The 20,140-nt window shown below is 45.9% G+C and carries 21 protein-coding genes and 1 other RNA gene; 13 read left to right on the forward strand and 9 right to left on the reverse strand.

The window, feature by feature from the left end:
* Positions 1 to 242 precede the first annotated feature (242 nt).
* The 4 genes from ACFQS8_RS09635 to ACFQS8_RS09650 form a co-directional block, all read right to left on the reverse strand.
* Entirely contained in the window at positions 243 to 1,037 is a 795-nt protein-coding gene (locus ACFQS8_RS09635; RefSeq protein ID WP_382167113.1) for a thymidylate synthase, read from the reverse strand.
* Positions 1,038 to 1,128: 91 nt separating this feature from the next.
* Complete coding sequence (locus ACFQS8_RS09640; RefSeq protein ID WP_382167114.1) at positions 1,129 to 1,842, reverse strand: dienelactone hydrolase family protein; 714 nt, start codon at positions 1,840 to 1,842, stop codon at positions 1,129 to 1,131.
* Positions 1,817 to 2,521 carry a GNAT family N-acetyltransferase gene (locus ACFQS8_RS09645; RefSeq protein ID WP_382167115.1) on the reverse strand — a complete coding sequence of 235 codons (705 nt, stop codon included), beginning with the start codon at positions 2,519 to 2,521 and terminating at the stop codon, positions 1,817 to 1,819. Before ACFQS8_RS09645 ends, ACFQS8_RS09640 begins: the two co-directional genes overlap by 26 nt.
* Before the next feature lie 168 nt (positions 2,522 to 2,689).
* On the reverse strand, positions 2,690 to 2,896 hold the full coding sequence (locus ACFQS8_RS09650; RefSeq protein ID WP_382167116.1) for a hypothetical protein: 207 nt from the start codon (positions 2,894 to 2,896) through the stop codon (positions 2,690 to 2,692).
* A gap of 391 nt (positions 2,897 to 3,287) precedes the next feature.
* Here ACFQS8_RS09650 and ssrA point away from each other — a divergent pair.
* Positions 3,288 to 3,646, forward strand: a transfer-messenger RNA (tmRNA) gene (gene ssrA / locus ACFQS8_RS09655).
* A gap of 40 nt (positions 3,647 to 3,686) precedes the next feature.
* Here ssrA and ACFQS8_RS09660 read toward each other — a convergent pair.
* Positions 3,687 to 3,923 (reverse strand): DUF2061 domain-containing protein, encoded by a 237-nt coding sequence (locus ACFQS8_RS09660; RefSeq protein ID WP_382167117.1) that lies wholly within the window; start codon positions 3,921 to 3,923, stop codon positions 3,687 to 3,689.
* A gap of 274 nt (positions 3,924 to 4,197) precedes the next feature.
* On the opposite strand from ACFQS8_RS09660, the gene ACFQS8_RS09665 reads away from it, so the two are divergent.
* The 9 genes from ACFQS8_RS09665 (at position 4,198) to ACFQS8_RS09705 (ending at position 11,956) form a co-directional block, all read left to right on the forward strand.
* A complete protein-coding gene (locus tag ACFQS8_RS09665; protein ID WP_382167118.1) occupies positions 4,198 to 6,471 on the forward strand; it encodes a TonB-dependent receptor domain-containing protein in 2,274 nt (757 codons plus the stop codon).
* A gap of 134 nt (positions 6,472 to 6,605) precedes the next feature.
* Positions 6,606 to 6,989 (forward strand): SMU1112c/YaeR family gloxylase I-like metalloprotein, encoded by a 384-nt coding sequence (gene gloA2 / locus ACFQS8_RS09670; protein ID WP_382167119.1) that lies wholly within the window; start codon positions 6,606 to 6,608, stop codon positions 6,987 to 6,989.
* Between the two features lie 120 nt (positions 6,990 to 7,109).
* Complete coding sequence (locus tag ACFQS8_RS09675; protein WP_382167120.1) at positions 7,110 to 8,393, forward strand: O-acetylhomoserine aminocarboxypropyltransferase/cysteine synthase family protein; 1,284 nt, start codon at positions 7,110 to 7,112, stop codon at positions 8,391 to 8,393.
* A gap of 309 nt (positions 8,394 to 8,702) precedes the next feature.
* Positions 8,703 to 9,218 carry an SspB family protein gene (locus ACFQS8_RS09680; RefSeq protein WP_382167121.1) on the forward strand — a complete coding sequence of 172 codons (516 nt, stop codon included), beginning with the start codon at positions 8,703 to 8,705 and terminating at the stop codon, positions 9,216 to 9,218.
* A gap of 8 nt (positions 9,219 to 9,226) precedes the next feature.
* A complete protein-coding gene (locus ACFQS8_RS09685) occupies positions 9,227 to 9,847 on the forward strand; it encodes a TIGR02466 family protein (protein ID WP_382167122.1) in 621 nt (206 codons plus the stop codon).
* Between the two features lie 127 nt (positions 9,848 to 9,974).
* Positions 9,975 to 10,385 carry a hypothetical protein gene (locus ACFQS8_RS09690; protein WP_382167123.1) on the forward strand — a complete coding sequence of 137 codons (411 nt, stop codon included), beginning with the start codon at positions 9,975 to 9,977 and terminating at the stop codon, positions 10,383 to 10,385.
* A gap of 127 nt (positions 10,386 to 10,512) precedes the next feature.
* Positions 10,513 to 10,860, forward strand: a complete 348-nt coding sequence (locus tag ACFQS8_RS09695; protein ID WP_382167124.1) for a DUF2853 family protein — start codon at positions 10,513 to 10,515, stop codon at positions 10,858 to 10,860.
* 87 nt (positions 10,861 to 10,947) lie between these two features.
* Positions 10,948 to 11,409: an OsmC family protein gene (locus ACFQS8_RS09700; protein WP_382167125.1), complete on the forward strand. Its 462-nt coding sequence runs from the start codon at positions 10,948 to 10,950 to the stop codon at positions 11,407 to 11,409.
* Positions 11,410 to 11,533: 124 nt separating this feature from the next.
* Positions 11,534 to 11,956 (forward strand): DM13 domain-containing protein, encoded by a 423-nt coding sequence (locus ACFQS8_RS09705; RefSeq protein ID WP_382167126.1) that lies wholly within the window; start codon positions 11,534 to 11,536, stop codon positions 11,954 to 11,956.
* 84 nt (positions 11,957 to 12,040) lie between these two features.
* Here ACFQS8_RS09705 and ACFQS8_RS09710 read toward each other — a convergent pair whose 3' ends face one another.
* From ACFQS8_RS09710 to ACFQS8_RS09720, 3 genes are all read right to left on the reverse strand, one after another.
* Positions 12,041 to 12,724: a PA2169 family four-helix-bundle protein gene (locus ACFQS8_RS09710; protein WP_382167127.1), complete on the reverse strand. Its 684-nt coding sequence runs from the start codon at positions 12,722 to 12,724 to the stop codon at positions 12,041 to 12,043.
* A gap of 124 nt (positions 12,725 to 12,848) precedes the next feature.
* Positions 12,849 to 14,201, reverse strand: coding sequence for a hypothetical protein (locus ACFQS8_RS09715; protein ID WP_382167128.1), 1,353 nt, complete (start codon positions 14,199 to 14,201; stop codon positions 12,849 to 12,851).
* Between the two features lie 138 nt (positions 14,202 to 14,339).
* On the reverse strand, positions 14,340 to 14,972 hold the full coding sequence (locus ACFQS8_RS09720) for a PA2169 family four-helix-bundle protein (protein WP_382167129.1): 633 nt from the start codon (positions 14,970 to 14,972) through the stop codon (positions 14,340 to 14,342).
* 306 nt (positions 14,973 to 15,278) lie between these two features.
* Between ACFQS8_RS09720 and fumC the strand changes: the two genes are divergently transcribed.
* From fumC to ACFQS8_RS09735, 3 genes are all read left to right on the forward strand, one after another.
* The gene (gene fumC, locus ACFQS8_RS09725) at positions 15,279 to 16,679 is read left to right on the forward strand and encodes a class II fumarate hydratase (RefSeq protein ID WP_382167130.1); all 1,401 of its coding nucleotides are present in this window, start codon (positions 15,279 to 15,281) and stop codon (positions 16,677 to 16,679) included.
* A gap of 185 nt (positions 16,680 to 16,864) precedes the next feature.
* Positions 16,865 to 17,878 carry a lipid A deacylase LpxR family protein gene (locus ACFQS8_RS09730; protein WP_382167131.1) on the forward strand — a complete coding sequence of 338 codons (1,014 nt, stop codon included), beginning with the start codon at positions 16,865 to 16,867 and terminating at the stop codon, positions 17,876 to 17,878.
* Between the two features lie 82 nt (positions 17,879 to 17,960).
* Positions 17,961 to 18,512 (forward strand): hypothetical protein, encoded by a 552-nt coding sequence (locus tag ACFQS8_RS09735; RefSeq protein WP_382167132.1) that lies wholly within the window; start codon positions 17,961 to 17,963, stop codon positions 18,510 to 18,512.
* Here ACFQS8_RS09735 and ACFQS8_RS09740 read toward each other — a convergent pair.
* Positions 18,509 to 19,993: an AlkA N-terminal domain-containing protein gene (locus ACFQS8_RS09740; RefSeq protein ID WP_382167133.1), complete on the reverse strand. Its 1,485-nt coding sequence runs from the start codon at positions 19,991 to 19,993 to the stop codon at positions 18,509 to 18,511. The genes ACFQS8_RS09735 and ACFQS8_RS09740 overlap by 4 nt on opposite strands.
* Between the last annotated feature and the right edge of the window lie 147 nt (positions 19,994 to 20,140).

Consider the following 20,140-nt stretch of genomic DNA (forward strand, 5'->3'; position numbering starts at 1 on the left):
CAAGTGTTTTAGGAACCCCCAAAACCATTTGGTTCCTTCGCACGAAGGATACTTTCCGCATTATTTTTAAGAAAAAATCAACCCTTTATTACAGGTGACTATTTTTGAGCGCAGAAGAAAAACCATTTTTTACTTCAAAAAAACAAACGCAATTGGGCAAAAATACACCTCATAAGACAAAGCACAAACCATTGTATTATAATGAATTTAATAAGTTCATCCTGATCGCAACTCTAACCCAATCAGACGGCTATTGGTGCTTTGATTGTCGGATGCGGGTCATAATCTTGCAGTGTGAAATCTTCGTAATCCCAATCAAAAAGATTAGTTTTCGTAGGGGCAAGTATCATCTTGGGCGGCACGCGCACCTCACGAGTCAATTGAAGTTTCGCCTGCTCAATATGATTCATATATAAATGAGCATCACCAAATGAGTGTACAAACTCCCCTGCTTCCAGACCCGTTGCACGTGCCATCATCATTGTAAGCAATGCATAAGAAGCGATGTTAAACGGAACACCCAGAAACACGTCAGCAGACCGCTGATATAACTGACAACTCAATTTCCCATCCGCCACAAAAAATTGGAATAAGCAATGACACGGCGGCAATGCCATTTCATTCACATCTGCCGGATTCCATGCGGACACAATCAAACGGCGAGAATTTGGGTTTGTTTTTATTTCATTCAGAACCCAAGAAATTTGATCAATTACACGCCCATCAGGCGCAGCCCATGATCGCCACTGCTTCCCATACACAGGTCCAAGATCGCCATTCTCATCCGCCCATTCATCCCAAATACTTACCTTATTATCTTGGAGGTATTTGATATTGGTATCGCCTTTAAGAAACCAAAGCAGCTCAATGATGATAGACCTCAGATGAAGTTTCTTTGTCGTCAACAGCGGAAAATTGGTCGACAAATCAAAGCGCATTTGACGCCCAAACACACCTTTTGTCCCCGTACCAGTGCGGTCTCCACGCTCGACACCATTTTCTAAAACGTCTTGCAATAAATCTAAATACTGGCGCATAGGGGAGCACTTTCCATGTCAGCTTCACCAACCCAAGCAGCTGGTGAGAATCAGTTCTTTTTTGAGTTTATATATGCCTACCGACAAGTGATCAGGCAAACACATCTGATAATAATTGTGTCGCGGCTGCCCAAGCGCGCTTATCTGCAACACTATTATATTGGGTTCCATTTTCCGGCGCATTCGCATCCGGGTTCATAAAAGAATGCATCGTGCCACCATAGGCGTGTATCTGCCAATCACACTCAGCGCGTTTCAACTCGTCTCCAAGCGCGATAATCGAATCTGGCGTCGCCATCGGATCATCATAACCATGCAGAGCAAGCACACTTGCTTTGATTTTGTTCTCAGGCAAACCATTCCCATCAAACAAGCCATGAAAGCTGATTGCTGCTTTAAGATCTGCACCACTACGCGCGGCATCCAATGCACATAATCCGCCAAAGCAAAAACCGATAATCGCGATCTGGCTTTCATCGACTTCTTCAAAAGTTTTCGTTGCTTCAATCGTTGCAAGTAATCGTGTTCTAAGCTTTTCACGGTCTTCAACAAATGGGTTCATCAACGCCCTATTCTCGTCCGCATTACTGCCCGTCTTACCTTCGCCATACACATCTATCGCAAAGCCAACATATCCCAGTTTGGCTAGCGTTATCGCTTTGTTTTCACTAAATTCAGTACGTCCTCGCCAGTCTGGCGAAACAAGTACACAAGGCTTTTTTCCACCCTCATCATTCCATGCAAGCACCCCAACGCAAGTAGTATCACCGTCTTTATACTCAATCGACTTTGTCTGAATTCCCATGGCTCCGCTCCCGAATAATAAATTCTTTTAATCTAACTTTTTGCTCCCCATTTGAATCAAAATTATCTTGGGAAAGCCAAAATTCAAACGCTTTTTTTGTCGCTGGCCATTCATTGTCTATCAGAGAGAACCAAGCAGTATCTCGGTTTTTACCGTATCTTACCATGTGATTGCGGAATATTCCCTCAAAAGACATTCCAAATCGTTCGGCTGCTGATCGAGATGGCAAGTTCAAAGAATCACACTTCCATTCCAACCTGCGATAACCAAGCCCATTGAAAACATAATCTGCCATCAAGAAGAACGCTTCCGTCGATTTTGGACTACGTGCCATTGCATTTCCCCAATGCACATTTCCAATTTCGATACTGCCGTTGAAAGTGTCAATTCGCATTAATGCCTGACGGCCACAGGCAACCCCAGAATCTTTATCGATAACTGTGTAAAATTCTTGCGATGGATCATTGATACACTTTCGAGCCCAATCGGAAAAACCGTCAAATGTATCGGCACCATCTACTTTCAAAAAGTGAGCACGTTCAATTTCTTCTGGAGTTGCGCACGTTTTAAATAGGTCCGAGATATGTTTGCCTTCTGCCATTCTCTCTAGCCGGACAAACTTGCCCTCTAACAAAGGCATTTCAGGCCAATTACGTTCTGTCCAATTTTCCAAATTCATTGAAATATCTCCCAAACCAAATTTGTAAGGGACACAATCACATTTTATTTTGCGAAGCTACAAATCGCCAAAATAAAAAAAAACGTGACAACAGGCACTAACGAACAGGCAAGAACCCGCTAGTGTCCATCGTCACGTTTATAAACGTACTATACTAGAACCATTTATTTAAGCGCGAATAGACGCGCGAGACATATCAACCTTACCCTTAGGTGATGGGGATTCTACAGCTCCTATGCTGCCACCTTCGGCGTGTAGATAGTCATCTACAGCTTGATCTGCTTGATTTTCGTTAAGCCCTGAGCGTTCAACGAGGCGGCGTGCTAAAGCATGAGTTTCAGTTTCGTTAGCCTGCCTCTTGGATAGTCCATTCATTCGTTTTTCCTCCAATGTTTGTCACAACGCATTCAACACCCTCTATTTGTGTATTCATTTATCCACACAGCCGATTCAAAATCAGAAAAACAGCAATTTCTGCTTCAATTCGGACATGCAAATGGGGCATTTGTCCACGTTGATGAAAAATACCTTACTATAGAATCAGTAAAAAGCGAAATCAGACCGGAAACAGTGCAACCTCATAGAGAAAAAACTTTACCACAACTTATAAAAACGGAAGACATAGCGCATTCAACAAGTGATGAATACAAACTACACTTCTACCCAGCACATTCCGCTTTAAGACTTACCAAATTTAAACTTGGATTACTAATCGCTCATATGAAAACGCATTTTTTCTGAGACTTTCTGATATTTCTTGGTCAAAACGCTTTTCCTGTTAAGCAATCAGCCCTATATTAAACCTGTTCCCTCGGGAACTATAACGATAAACCCTTGTGTAATAAGCGGCTCGGACCCGGGGGCGGTACCCGGCGGCTCCACCATATTAACCCGTTCATTTGGCGGTTGGATTTGGGGCCGAAATAGGATCGACGGACGTGTAAAGACTTGTATTTCGTTCGAATGGGCCCCGTTAGAAGCCCAATCGCAAATAGTTGCAAATGACAACTTTGCTGAAGGTGAGCTTCTCGCAGCGTAAGCTGTGCGAACAAACCGCATAAACTCCTAGGGACATTTAGCACCTTAGGCGGGGTCCGGAAGCACCTGGCAACAGAAGCTTCCACTTATTCCATATTAAAATAAGCGGATGCATTTATGCTATTTTTCACGCAAGCCCTATATGCCCGTGTAAATGTTCACGCATCTCATTAGCAGATTTTGTTTTTTGTCCACGCTGCCAAACGCGCTCATGTATCGAATAAGCAAATGTCTGGACGAAAGGCTCAATCAAGCCAACGCTTAAAGCGATGCGCCAATCTTGCGTCAGCGCAAAAGCAACAGCAATCGCCACAGTAAAATGCATCACTCCATAAGATATCGTTTTTATAACATCGCGATTCATCATCAACTCCCACTTTCCGCCGTCCGACAAAAGAACTTAGCGTATATATAGTGAGAATGATTCTCATTACCAGAAATATCAGCTGTTTTTATTTTCACTCTCGCCACTTCATACTCTAAATTCGACAGCGAAAACCTCCTCTTACTAAGTAGCTAACCTACCGCGCCACAATGCGAAGCACGCCTTCTTCCCCTATCAAAACTTAACCGTTTTCCTGATTGACAATGTTACGTTATAACATTACGAGACTGATTTTCACTCAATGGGGAATAACGTGTCATTACTTTGGAAGAATTTAGTGCTCAGCACTGCAATTTCGGTGATTGGTAGCGGTGTTGCTTACGCCGATATTAGCAATACAAATTCAGAAGAAACTGAAGCCAGCAAAACTCAACGCATCGACACTGTTGTTGTAACAAGCACGCTTGCAGGCCAAAATACGATTACATCTTTGCCAGTGATGATGCTATCAGGCGAGGAATTGGCAAACAGACGCCTTGGCGGACTAGGTGAAACTCTAGCAGGACTGCCCGGTGTTCACTTAGACAATTTTGGTGGCGGCGCATCACGCCCCGTTATTCGTGGACAAACCGTCCCGCGTATCGAAATATTATCCGATGGTGCAAACCTATTCGACGTGTCATCCGTTGCACCCGATCATGCAATCACCAGCGAGCCATTATTACTGGATGGAATTGAAGTGCTACGCGGTTCAGCAGCAGCGCGTTATGGCGGAAATGCACTCAATGGTGCAGTAAATCTAATCGACAGTAAAATCCCTAAATCTCTCCCTGAAGGTGGCTTTTCAGGCGGCGCAGAAGCTCGCTATGGCTTGGGCGATCAAGAGGCATCCATGGCCGCGCGCGCAACCGCCTCGATAGGACAATTCGCTTTTCACCTTGAAGGCTTCAATCGCTCCAGTGAGAACTATTCCATACCAAGAGATTTTGGCAGCGATGAACTTCGTGACTCTTTCTCCGAAGGCGATGGCTATAGTATTGGTGGATCTTGGATAAACTCCAAAGGCTATATCGGCGCAGCCTATTCTCGCTTGGATAGTGAATACGGGCTACCGGGGCACTCCCACAAAAACGCCGTCTGCCACACACACGGAACAGACCTACACTGTGCCTCCCATGGCGCATACGAAGACCCGTTCGGTTCATCAGACGAGCACACAGCCAAAATCAACCTTCGCGCAGACCGCTACGATATTCGAGCAGATTATGAAAAAATAATCCCAGGTATAGATCACACGCGCGTAAGACTATCCTACACAGATTACGAGCATGACGAGATTGATGGTCCGTTCATTTTCACCAATTATACCAATGAAGTATATGATGCCCGCTTAGAGCTAACGCATGCGGAAATTGCAGGTTTTTCCGGCACATTTGGCGTGCAATACACAGACGGCGAATTTAGCGGAATTAACGTCAATGACTTGCATAAAGAGTTTCCAGAAAACGGACTTGGGTTTGACGGCCCCTCATACCACCTGACCAAAAATTTCGGCGTATTCCTCAATGAAACACGTTCATTTGGCGCAGTCGATCTGGATTTTGCAATCCGTAAAGATTGGCGTAAAATCAATGTGACAATACCGGAATATCGCATCCAATTATCACCCGAATTATCAGACGTTTATGACGATATTTTCATTCCATGGTATGGAGAAAACTGGCGAGAAACTATAAAAAACGATAACATTGAATTATTCAAAGAGAGGCATCCAGCCGCAAAACATGAACCTCTCTCAGCTTCCCTCGGAGCGACATGGAATGTTAACGACAGTTATTCAATAGCAGCGTCTATTGCTCATTCTGAGCGCGCGCCAAATATCCGCGAATTATACGCATATGGCAACAATCTAGCGACTAATAGTTATGAAGTCGGACTATCCCAATCGAGCCGAGCCTCTTCCAGATTCCCTGAGAGCACAACAGATGTGATGGAGTCGACAGATTCTATCAATCTAACTTTCCGCAAAACTCAAGGATCAATACAGTATGAAATTGGCCTCTTCCACCAAGACATAGAAGACTACATATTTGCGCGTCTAATCGAAACAGACAGTGAAACAGGTGCGCCTCACAATTACCTACTATATGTCGCCGCCGATGCCACATTTACCGGCATTGATGGACAAATCAGCTATGATCTTTCTTCAAATGGTCGTGCAATACTATTTGGTGATTATGTTGATGCTGAAATGACCAAAGAAGATGACAATTTACCCCGTATCCCTCCCGGCCGCTTAGGTGCGCGCTACGAATGGAACCAAGGTCCGATTATTGCCGATGTCGAGTTCTATCACACTTTCGAACAAGACAGTGTCGCATCTTATGAAACGCAAACAGAAGGCTACAACATGCTGAATGCTACAGCCTCTTACAAGCTCAACGCAGATTCAAAGCAATCAACTGAATTGTTCATACGTGCAACCAATTTGCTCGATGAGCTGGCCTTCATTCACACGTCCTTTGTGAAAAACCAATCGCCACTACGCGGACGCAATATTGTGTTTGGCTTGCGCACTCAATTCTAAACTACCCCCCTCAAGGCCGAATGATTTTCTCTTTCGGTCTTGAGGTTCTGACCATTCCCAGAAATTCACATTCCAATAGACATAATTTGGAGGACATCTTATCCTTTTGAGCATTCAAATTATCAGGCTCCTCCATGCTCAAATCCATCCACCACGCTGCAATTATCTGCTCAGACTACCAACGCTCCAAACATTTTTATGTGAATGTATTGGGCCTAAAAATCATTGCAGAAAACTACCGTGACTCACGCAATTCTTTTAAGTTGGACTTGGGGCTTCCCGATGGTGGGCAAGTGGAGCTTTTCTCATTTCCCGATGCCCCTGTCCGACCAAGCTATCCAGAAGCGCAAGGTCTACGTCACCTCGCCTTCGTTGTAGACGCTCTGGAACCATTCATCGCACACCTGACAACACACAAGATTGAAGTTGAGCCTATTCGTACAGATGAATTTACGGGCAAACGTTTCACGTTTTTCGCAGATCCCGACGACCTTCCCCTAGAGTTATATGAAGCCTAATTTCATCGTTGGATGTCGAGTTTAGAAAAGCTCTTAACCCCACCATAAAAACTGATTGGACATATCCTTCGGTAACGCATAGTTTCGCCCAAAATCAATTTAAGAATAGGGCGATTTGATATGAGCGATACACCAAACCGTGGATTTAGCACGCTTTCACTCCACGCAGGCGCAACACCTGATCCAGCGACAGGCGCACGCAATACACCTATTTATCAATCCTCATCTTTTGTTTTCAAAAGCGCAGAGCATGCAGCAAACCTCTTTGGCTTGAAAGAAGTTGGCTATATTTATTCACGCCTTACAAACCCAACGATTTCTGCTCTTCAGGGGCGCATAGCAGCGCTTGAAGGTGGTGCAGGCGCAGTATGTTGTTCATCGGGTCATGCCGCACAGCTATTAGCCCTTTTCCCCCTCATGTCCCCGGGTAAAAACGTCGTTGCCTCCACGCGTCTATATGGCGGCACGCTAACCCAATTCACGCACACAATTAAACGCTTTGGCTGGGAAGCAAAATTTGTTGATTTTGATGATGCACAAGCAGTTGAAAATGCCATTGATGAAAACACACGTGCAGTCTTTTGTGAGTCCATCGCAAATCCGGGCGGCTATATCACAGACCTTGATGCAATTTCTGCCATATCAGACAAAGCCGGCCTGCCCCTCATTGTAGATAACACAACTGCAACACCTTATTTGTGTAACCCAATCAAACACGGCGCAACACTTGTTGTACATTCAGCAACCAAATACCTAACAGGAAATGGCTCTGTTACTGGCGGTGTTGTTGTCGATAGCGGTAAGTTTGATTGGAAAGCTTCTGATAAATTCCCATCACTCTCCCAACCTGAGCCTGCCTATCATGGTCTCGTGTTCGCAGACACTTTCGGCCCAATGGCGTTCACATTCCACGGCATCGCAATTGGCTTGCGTGATCTTGGCATGACCATGAACCCACAAGGCGCACACTACACGCTCATGGGAATTGAAACGCTTTCATTACGTATGCGCGAACACGTCAAAAATGCGATCACAATCGCCTCTTGGCTTGAGAAAAACGAACATGTTGAAGAAGTCACCTATGCAGGTCTTCCTTCTTCGCCTTACCATGATCGCGTTGCACGCATTTGTCCCAATGGTGCCAGCGGCCTTTTCACTGTCGCGCTTAAAGGTGGATATGATGCCTGTATTAAACTGATCGAAAATCTAGAACTCTTCAGCCATGTGGCAAATCTTGGAGATGCGAAATCTTTGATCATTCATCCAGCCTCCACAACACACAGCCAGCTAACAGAGGCAGAGCAAATCAAAGCCGGTGCTGCTCCAAACCTTGTTCGCATCTCAATTGGTATTGAAGATTCTGACGATCTTATTGCAGACCTTGAGCAAGCGCTTAGCAAATAAACGATATACAGCACGCTAAGCACCTTCATTGAGTGGGCAGTTACCAAGCACTGCCCGCTCAGACGGAGAGCTAAAGGGGAGCAGACAAGCTAATTTAATAAAATTGAGGGGCAATCCTTGATTATTTGATACCTTTTTGCCACTTAGAGTTCGCACAAAAGCATGCTAGAATCAGTGGATATTGCGGGGATTTCTTTCCTCCCAATAAGCGCGAACAAAAGTAGACACGCTCGCCCACGAAAAGAACGCTATTGACGCCGCCGCGAAGCTGCTTAATTGCTGCATATAAATCCTGTTGGAGAATGGTTTATGAATAAAGACGGTACAGGCTCAGACAACGCAGTCGACCTCATTGGCTATAAGGCGCTTTCAGAAGCCGCCTTAAAAGGTGTTATGCGCGAAGCCCTGAAATCCGCTGCCAAGGGCGAAGCAATGCCCGGCAATCACCATTTTTATATCACCTTCCGTACAGCTGCGCCGGGCGTCAGCATGGCCGACGCTATCAAAGACCGTTTCCCAGAAGAAATGACAATCGTCATTCAACACCAATACTGGGACTTTGAAGTCCATGACGACCGTTTTGAAATCGTTCTAAAATTTGGCGGTGTTCCCCAACACCTCGCTATTCCATTTACAGCTGTTACTCGCTTTTTTGACCCTTCCGTAAATTACGGTCTTGTCTTTGAACTTGGCACGGCAGCATTGATTGATGATGGCGAACAAGTTGAAATATATGAAGACAAATCAAAGCCTTCTGAAGAATCAGAAAGCAAAAACAGTGAAGAAGGCACGGTTGTCTCTTTAGATGCATTCCGTCGCAAATAACGCGTTCTATGCCATTGCAATCTCTATTCATCACTCAGCTCCTGCGCGATAGCTTTGCGAACGCACCTGACTGGGCAGAGCTAAACGCTGATTTAGAAGCAGCATGTATGCAAGTGGCTGAAGATGATGAAGCCGGACAGCAATGGTGTGAAGATAATGGCTATGATGGCTACACATCTTACGCCTCACTCAATGATCTGGAAAATCGCGCCAACGCATTTGCCGACCTAAAAGCCAAACTCGATTTAAAAGCCGCTGAATTTGCCCAAGCCAGCCATATGGATATTGGCAATGCAAAATGGGAAATGGATAGCTTTTGGATAAATATCCTCAATCCTCTTGCGGCACATTCGGGCCATATCCATCCCCATTCGGTTATATCCGGTACATATTACGTCAAAACGCCAGAAGGCGCAGGCGCTCTAAAATTAGAAGACCCACGCCTTCCCATGATGATGAACGCGCCTAGCCCCAACAAAAACGCGCCTTTGTCCGCAAAACGTTTCGTTTATGAAAAACCAGAACCTGGCACTGTGATGATGTGGGAAAGCTGGCTACGCCACGAAGTCACGCCCAATATGGGGGAAGACTTGCGGATATCTATCTCTTTCAATTATTCGCTGGTCTAACGCTAGAAAACGCCACCAGCCCCTAAATCGGCATATGCTTTGCACATATTTTGGATATTGAAGCTTTTTACTGCTTCTTTAACTAAAAACGTGTTGGCAACGCAGAAAACGTACCTATATTAAATTCATGGTAGATAAAAATTTATCTTCAGAGCCACTTGATGCTCCTGTCCCCGCAAAGGACAAAACAGGCGAAAATATTCGTTGGCTGGTTGGTAAAGCACTGTCAGGATTTGCTTTTGGTGCCTTTTTCTCTGGTGCCCTCCTTGTCTTCAACATTGCAAATCTGCGCACATTGATATTCGCCTCAACTGAAAAATGGCTCGCCTTGGCCTTGCTTACATTCTTCCTTGGTCTCACCTTTGCGTCTGTGCAAATGGGCATCGCAATTATGCGACGTGCAGGTAAAGATAATGACGATGATGACAAGCCAGGACGCGGCCCTAAATTACCTGACATCGGCGCATTTCTAAACGATCTGCTCGCGCCTCCGCCGCAGCCAAAACCTATCAAAGTTCGCTCAACCCACCTTTACTAGCTCAACCTATCTCACTTGGTGCGATCTAGGATTGATACCTAACTGCAGTATAGAGTTGCCAAGCGGATAAAATTCATTGAATGTCTTGGTTAATCGCAATTTTGATTCCACTTTGGAGGGGAAAATTATGAGCAAACGCGACGATCTCATCACTAAATATGCCGCAGACCTAAAAGAAAAATGTGGCGTAACACCTGATATGGATTTTCTAACGAAAGTTACTATCGGTTGTGGCCCTTCAATCTACAACAAAGATTCTTCGACTGTTTCCGCAACAGACCCGAACGAAATCGCAACTGTAAAGAATAACTTCCTAATCAAGAAGCTAGGCCTCAAAGATGGTCCTGATCTCGACACAGCTATCAACGCAGTTATCGAGCAATATGGAAAATCAGAGCGCAACAAATTCCGCGCAGTGATATACTACCTTCTTGCAAAGCACTTCAAAAAGGAAGCTATTTACGACAAGAAATAAGCTTCACCGCAAGGCTTACAGATAAAGCGCTAGAGTTCATACTTTAGCGCTTTTTTATTATTAATCTCAATCTTTTAGAGAAATCTCATGGCACACCACCATGCAATAATACGATGGCATTTAAGCAGCGGTGACTTTAAAGCCAACACCCATTCGCGTGCGCATGAATGGGAATTTGATGGCGGCTTAAAAGTACCGGCCTCTTCCTCCCCGCATATTGTACCACTCCCTTATTCGGTGGAAGAAAATATAGACCCAGAAGAAGCATTCATCGCTTCACTCTCCAGCTGTCATATGTTGTTTTACCTACACATGGCACGTGATGCTGGATTTGTGGTCACGCGGTATGAAGATCATGCCACGGGGATATTAGAGAAAAACAGCGCGGGTCATATGGCCATTACGCACGTCACACTCAACCCGACTGTGCAATACCAAGGGCTCACTCCTGATAAATCTCAATCCGAGCAACTTCATCATGCTGCACATGAACGCTGCTTTATTGCCAATTCAGTTACAACAATAATCACAACAAATATCGCTGATTAGTAAGCTCACGCAATATCACGAAAAATGTGTGGCCCGCGCGCGAAGCTGTGAACGAGCTTGATTTGAAAGCTCACATATCATTGCGCATATTAGCACCACACACATGACTTAATCGAGGTATCTTATGCGTTCTCTTGTGCTTTCTTCTGCGCTTGTTCTATCTTCCATCACAGCGATAAATGTTCTCGCACCCGTCAATGCAGCCTATGCAGAAGCGAGTGTCGCCGAGCATTCCTTTGTAAAAAAGGATAAAAAAATCAAAGGCGGTTGGTCAATTATCCAACGTGATGGGGATAGTTATATTCGCTTTAATGATGATTTTAAAACCAGCAATGGTCCAGATTTGAAAGTGTTTCTATCACCTCAAACCATCGAAGAGGTAACAGGCAAGACAGCCATTGAAGGTGCCATCAATCTGGGTGAACTCATTTCCAACAAAGGCAGCCAAGAGTACAAACTGCCCGCTGACCTTAATGCATCTGACTTCAAAAGTGTTTTGATACATTGTGAGCAATACTCAAAATTATGGGGCGGCGGCGCGCTTTAAACCATACCCCTTGCACAAAGACCGACCTGCAAAGGCAATTGCAGGCCGGTCATTTGCATTAAGACATTAGCCCCGCATGAGGGTTTAGGACATATATGTCTCAATCTCTCTTATATCTTCCATCACATTTGCGCGGATCATATTTAGCTTCTCGATAGAAACGCCCGAAAGATTATCACCTTTCTGAAGCACTTTACCGATTTCATCGACAATGTAGCGCTCTCCACGCAACACCTCTTCTAGCGCGACTGCTGAATCGTTAGAGAAAGCTGTTCGCATTTGCGTAAACGCACGATGCCCAGCTCCCAACGCTTCACCCATACTGTCAGGCTCTCCGCCTAACTCGTTCACATAGGCTTGCAGGTCGGCGCGTTGCGCTGCCCGTTCCTGTGCGATCTCAGTAATAATCATGCGCACTTGGTCATCATTATCCGGCAGTTTGGAGGCATCGCCATACAGCGCTTCTGCATCAATGAAGATTGAGGTTACATCATTGAGCATTTCAACTTCTTCTTCACGCGCATCCGCAAGTTTTTCTTTGTAATCCACCTGCACTTTATCACCAGGCAGCACATACATATCATCAGTGCCGTGCAAGCCACCTGTGTTATCTGACATTAGCGTGTCGGCGGGCTGACCTATTGTCTGCTCATTATTCATCACGGGTGCTGGCGGCGCGTTAGCAGTTGATGTGTCTGCTGGACTGACGGCGCAGGCTGAAAGTGCCAATACAGAGGCCGTGCTCGTTGCAAGAATACTCTTCAACATCGTAATTCTCCTTTTGGCTGTTGAAAGCTTTCCCTAACAACGACCCATGAAGGAGTTTAGTTCCTTAGTTTTCTCAAATTCGGCACTAATTATATTCGGATACCTATAAAATATTTCATATAATTCAATTTACTAAACTCATCTCCGGCGAAGACGATTTACCGATTTCTCGCAACATATCTGCACGGAACTTCTCTTGGGCCTCCCCCTCAAAATCACCCAAATTGTCATAAAAAAAGATGCGTCTTCGCTGCGGGTTGGGAAACTTATTCAATGCGAGCCTCGCTCTAGCTTGCGCATCCTTATGCGCGATGAAGATCGTTTCTTGCAGTTTTCCCGTTTCATGCAATCTATCCAGCTCCCACTGCGTGCCAGCTGTTACATTCGACAAATCTGTCACGATCACATCTGAAGACCCCATCACCAGCGCAACAACTTCTTGCCACCATTTATCATGGGTGCGGATAATGAACGCTTCTTTGCGCGCCCACGCCACTTCTAAATTCAGCGCCCACTTATCCCGCAAACGATTTGCCAAAGCCCGATAGTTTCGCGCAGACCCAACCCAAACAGGTCCGTATTTTGCGCGATTAAATTGGCGCAACACAAGTCGTATAGGAAACCAAATAACCACCAGCGCCGCATGCGCAAAATTGGTCGGAATTGCGTTCCATATCATTGCAAAACGAGATCGTCGCACATGTTTATCTGACAAGGTTACAACATGGCCAAACACACGCAACTGATCGGAAATGACCCGCTCAAGCGACTTGGACACTTTTTTATCGTTGAACTTGCGCAACAACAAAATGCGTGCCGGCTGCCCGCGAAAAACCGTAGATATAAACCATACGAGAAAGCTCAATGTGGTAAAACCAGCCAGAGAAATACCTATATTTTCAGCCAACATACGCCGCTTGCCCGCAGGCGTATCTTTCGCCTTATAGAGCAACACATCGCGCACACTAGTTTCATGTGCGAATGTTTCCAAAGCCTCTTCAGGCGCGGCTGCAATCTCTTCATCGGTCAAATTACGTTCCGAGCCGCGAATATCACTCTCATAAAAAAGGCCCGCTTCAACGCCTTCACGTAGGACGCTATTCTCAGATTCAATTGAATATCCAGCAGCAACTATCATTGCCGCAAAAAAGAGAAATACCAGCCAACCAGATATACGCCGCAACTGCCGCATCTTACCAAAAAAGCGTTTCTTCAATTGGTCCACAGATGCCGGCTTCACAAATCCAGGAACAGCGACATCCGCCTCAACTAAACGTCCGCCGCGTTGACGTAGCAAAGTTTGCGCAGCTTCTCGCCCGATCAGAGTATGATCTCCATTGCGTGTCGCCGCCGCTAATTCCAGCGTGGACAACGCTTCCAATTTCTTGCGTTGTGTATCCGTCAGCGGGTTCTTCGCTTTTAAAAAGCTATGTGTACGCCACGCTTTTAGTATTTGCTTATAGGTAAGCTTCCCCATCGCATGCTCTCCTCACGCTAGCGCACCATAGCTTAACACCAGCATACACGCAAAAAGCCGGCACCCTATAGGCACCGGCTTCTCTACTCTAACAACGCGCTATTATGCTATTTGTTAGGTTTCACTTTCAGCAAAGTGTTAGCTTTTTTGCATTTCCAATTCTGCAATGCTTGCTTCCACTTCAGCGCGGATGTCTTTCAACAAGTTCACAGCATCTTCAGATGCAATTTCTTTAGATTCAATGCGCTCATTGATTTCATCTACGATGTATTTTTCACCGCGTAATACTTCTTCAACGGCAACCACTTTATCATTTTCAAATGCTGTACGGATCTGCGTGAATGCACGGTGTCCTGTACCTACAGCTTCACCATAAGTATCAGCTTCTGCACCTTTATTGGCAACAAATTGCTGGATTTCTTCACGCTGTTGTGCGCGCTCCTTAGACAATTCCATCAAATGCTCACGTACAGGTGTTTCACTGTCTGGCAATTTTGAAGCGTCGGAATAAAGCTCTTCAGCATCAATCAAAATAGATGCGACTTCATTCATCTCGTCGATTTCTTCATCCATTGCGTCTTGATACAGCTTTTTAGCATTCGCGACTGCATCGCTATCGTGCAGCATAGTGTCTTCAGCGTGCTGTGTATCTTCGATCATCGCACCTTGTTCTTGGTTAAGCTGCTCAGTTGTTGTCGCTTCTTGCGCAGTTGCTGATACAGATAGAGCTAGAGCGGCAGCTGCAGTCGTCATCATAAGTTTATTTAACATATCAAGATCTCCTTTTATTGCGTCAGGCTCTGTAGAACCCATGCAATACCAATGGAGCAGACTTCAAATACGTTCCATTGCTTTTTGTTTATCCAACTAAACATTTCACAATAAAACATATAATTTCAACAGATTACACTATTATATTTTCTTCTAAACACCATCATGATTCATACATTTGATTTGAAATGGACAATTTCTCGCACATGCTTGCTAGTTGATCCTTAACCCTCATTGGCTTAATCCATATCGCAAAGACAGCCCAGCACGCCCTCGTGCGCCAGATATATAAGGGACATGCCAAATATGAGCGACAAGACAACACGTACCGAAACCGATACTTTCGGCCCTATCGAAGTAGATTCTTCCAAATATTGGGGCGCACAAGCTCAACGCTCATTGGGTAATTTCAAAATTGGTTGGGAACAACAACCTCAACCCATCATCACAGCGCTTGGTGTTGTGAAACGCGGCTGTGCAGAAGCGAATATGGCGCTTGGAAAAATGGACAAAGACTTGGGTAAAGTCATCGTTCAAGCCGCTAATGAAGTAATTGAAGGTAAACTCAACGACCACTTCCCCCTCGTTGTATGGCAAACTGGGTCTGGTACACAGTCCAACATGAACGCGAATGAGGTTATCTCAAACCGCGCCATTGAAATTCTTGGCGGCGAAATGGGGTCAAAAACTCCCGTTCACCCAAATGATCACTGTAACATGTCACAGTCGTCAAACGACACATTCCCAACAGCCATGCACATTGCTTGTTCTGTAGAGATTGAGCACACATTGCTGCCAGCGCTGACAAAACTTTACAATGCGCTAAACGACAAAGCGCAAGAATATAAAGACATTATCAAAATCGGTCGCACACACACTCAAGACGCAACACCGATCACATTGGGCCAAGAATTTTCTGGTTACGCCAAACAAGTTGAAAATGGCATTGAGCGCATCAAGCAAACCCAGCCTGCACTCCTAGAGCTTGCACAAGGTGGAACAGCCGTGGGAACAGGTCTAGCCTGTCCTGAAGGCTTTGCAGAATTGGTCGCTGACAAAATCGCACAAATCACAGGCTTGCCATTTAAAACAGCGCCAAACAAATTTGAAAGCCTCGCAGCACACGATGCTATGGTGTTTGCCCATGGCGCAATCACAACTGTGGCCATGTCTTGCTTTAAAATCGCCAACGACATTCGTTTCTTAGGTTCTGGTCCGCGTTCAGGTTTGGGTGAATTGGCCCTTCCAGAAAACGAGCCAGGCTCATCTATCATGCCGGGTAAAGTGAACCCAACACAATGTGAAGCGCTCACTCAAGTATGTGCTCACATTCACGGCAACAACTCAGCAATCTCTTTTGCAGGGTCTCAAGGCCATTTTGAACTCAACGTGTTCAACCCGATGATGGCATACAACTTCTTGCAATCAGTGAAATTGCTATCTGATGCCGCAATCTCCTTCACAGACAATTGTGTGGTCGGAATTGAACCACGTCACGACAACATCAAAAAGGGTCTAGAAAACTCTCTCATGTTGGTGACACCACTGAAAGAGAAATACGGTTATGACCTCGCTGCCAAAGTTGCCAAAAACGCGCACAAAAACGGCACGACACTTAAAATCGAAGCCCTTGCTTTGGGTATTTCCGAAGAAGACTTCGACGCTATCGTCGTCCCAGCTAAAATGATCGGGCCGACTCCTAAATAAGACGGTCAAAAATCATCAAATCTAAGCCGCTTCTCTTTCTGGGGGAGCGGCTTTTTTATTATTTTCAATTCCCAAATGGAACGAAACCCATCCCTGATCGTTTCAAAATTTCACAGATACGATGTGCAATCTTTGCGCTTGCAGGCTTGCCTTTCTACATCACAGTTCATTTTTAGGGGACATCCATGACTAAATTTGCCATGCCAATGCTTGCGGGCGCGAGTGTATTATTTGCTATGCCAGCAATGTCACAAACTTCCGATCCTGCCCCCGCAGAGGATACAAAAGGCACCTTCTCTTTTGTATTGGAAAATGACTGGTTTGGGGATCAAGATCGAAACTACACAAATGGTTTCCGCCTTGGATATTTATCAGCTCCCAAAAATGCGCAATGGGTCGATAGTGCACTTGCAAATTTGTTCACCAAAGAAGGCGAAGCTGCCACCATTCGTCGTGGATTTGCTGTCGGACATTCCGTTTTCACGCCAAGTGACATCAGCGAAACAGATTTCATTCCAGATCAGCATCCTTATGCTGGATACTTATATCTTGAAGCGACCTCATTGATAGAAACTGAAAACGCAATTGATCAAGTCTCAGTACGTATCGGGCAGGTAGGAAAATCGGCCGGTGGTGAATGGCTTCAAGAAGAGTTTCACAGCCTGATAAGTGACGACCTCCCATTAGGCTGGGAAAACCAAGTTGGTGAACAATTTGGGGCTGACCTGATTTACGATCGCAGATATCGCGCCCTCGCAAACTTTGGAAACTCAGACTATGGCGTCGATCTTGTCCCCAATGCAGGTTTTACTCTTGGTACACTCAACACCAATGCACGCGCCGGACTAACGGCTCGTTTTGGGAATGATTTGAAAAACGACTATGGCCCGCCGCGCGTGCGTCCCTCTCTTGCAGGCGCTGGATATTTTACACCTGATGATGATTTTAGCTGGTATGTGTTTGGTGGTGCAGAAGCGCGATATATAGCCCATGACTACATTCTCGATGGAAGTTTGTTCGATGACAGTGACACACGCTCCATTCACACAGAACGCGTCGTACATGATCTGCAAGCAGGTCTAGTTCTCCAGTGGAACAACACTCAACTCAGCCTAACCTATGTCGAGCGCTCCAAACAATTTGAAGAGCAAACAACCCCGCAAAGATTCGGTGCTCTGGGATGGTCAATCAAACTGTAGATTTATTGTTGTGAAGCCCGTGAAGATATGCAAAAAATGCGGGCTCACATTCACCATAAAGTTACAATCGAACCCTTCTTAAATGCCTTCAATTCCCTCATTAAAAGCTGATTGCTCCCAATGCGCGGCGCTTTGCTGTGTGGTATTTGCGTTTGATAAGTCCGAAGAATTTGCCATCGACAAAGAGGCAGGTGAAACGTGCACCAATTTGGAAACAGCAGGCAGTGATTGCGGCAAGTGCAAAATCCACACAACATTAAAACAAGATGGATTTGGCGGCTGCGCTAGCTATGATTGCCACGGCGCAGGCCAACATCTCATGCAAACAGTCTTCAAAGACAAATCATGGATGAATGACCCCGCGCAACTGCCAGACATTATGGATGCCTTTCGCGGTATGTTGATTGTACACGAGCTTCTCTTATTGCTGCAAACAGCTAGCCGTTTACCCCTTACCGATAGCGAGAACGATAAGTACCAAGACTTCATTGAGCAACTTTGCCCCGAAAAGGGCTGGACGCAACGTAGCTTGCGCAAGCTGGAAACAAGCGATCTTCGCCTTGAAGTGGGTGAGTATCTCATCAGCCTACGTCACCACGCCAATGAACTTCAAAACCTCATGAAGCATAATTAGTCAGCCAAACTTGCCCACAAATATTGTGTTGCATAGGCACGCCACGGTCTCCATTTTTGCGCGACAAGTTGCAATTCCTTCGGCTTTAATCGTTCACCCGTTAGCTTTTCATATGCATTTATCAATGCAGCATCCGCCGCTGGAAAAGCATCGGCTTCTTGCATAGCGCGCATCGCAATATATTGGGCAGTCCAGTCGCCAATGCCTTTTAGAGCCGTTAGCGATTTGATGGTCTCATCTAAGCTCGCCCGCATCGAAAACAAGTCTGGCTCATCGACAACAGCCTGTGCCATCGCTTTTAACGCGCCCGATCGCGCACGCGGCATGCGCAAGCCCGACAAGTCCGCATCAGCAAGTGTGCATGCTAGGGGGAAGGCATGGGTCACACCCGCAACACCCGTAAAGCTGCCCAGCACCTCGCCATAATCAGCCACCAAGCCATTGCCTAGCTTGCGCGCGGCTTCTATGGTAATTTGTTGCCCCAAAATTGCGCGTATCGCCAACTCAAACCCATCCCACGCCCCCGGCGCACGTAGCCCTAATCGCTTGTTAATTAAGGGTTTCAACAATGGGTCGTCGCCCAAATGCGCGCCCACCATTTCAGGATCTGTCGATAAATCTAGCAAACGCCGTAGACGCGCAATAATTTGCGGCAAAGCACTCAACACAGGAAAGCGAATACGCGCTTCTATCTTGCCCGTTTGGCCAGAACCACTTTTCCCCTCAAAGTGAGAAATTGTCACAACACCATGCTGAACGCCGATCGAAATAGCGCGGATATATTTGCCATTTTCCACAACTTCCATGCCATCAATTGCCCGCGCTGCGAAATATTTCAGCATTGCAGGCCAGTCATATGGAGCGCGATAATTGAGCTGCACGACCACATCACCCGCCGCAGCATCCTGTATTGCCTTATCTTTTTCATTGCGGCGCATTTCGCTCGGCGGCCGATTATATAAAGCTGAGAATGTCTCGTTAAATCGACGAATACTTCCAAACCCCGAAGCCATCGCTACTTGTGCAAGGGATAAATTCGTATCGTGAATCAATTGCTTAGCCAGTAACACCCGCCGCGTCTGCGCCACAGCAATCGGAGATGCGCCCAAATGCTGCGCAAACAACCGCCGCAAATGCCGATCACCTACCCCCAATCGCGCAGCCAAATGCGCAACATTCCCATCATCTAGCGCCCCTAATTCAATCATATTCAAAGCACGAGACACAGTATTTGATGTGCCTTTCCACGCTCCCAAATCAGGTGCGGTTTCAGGCCGACATCGCAAGCAAGGCCGATACCCCGCCTCCTGCGCAGCAGCGGCGCTAGGATAAAATTCTACATTATTTTGAAGGGGGGTACGTGCAGGACATACTGGCCGACAATAAATCCCCGTCGTCTTCACAGCCGTAAAAATACGTCCGTCAAACCGTGTGTCGCGCGTTGAAACAGCGCGATAGCAAGCTGCGTGATCTAATTCCATACCACCACATTGCACATAGCCGCGCATTGACGTCTAGCGGTTTTCGGCTCTCAATGCCTTCATGGCAACCACGTCCGAAAACCGCCAGTGAATTTCATAAGACTCACGCTATGATCGCTTCACCTCAATTCAGACCATAGGCCCGAC

The organism is Hirschia litorea, assembly GCF_042665075.1.
Taxonomy (GTDB): Bacteria; Pseudomonadota; Alphaproteobacteria; order Caulobacterales; family Hyphomonadaceae; genus Hirschia; species Hirschia litorea.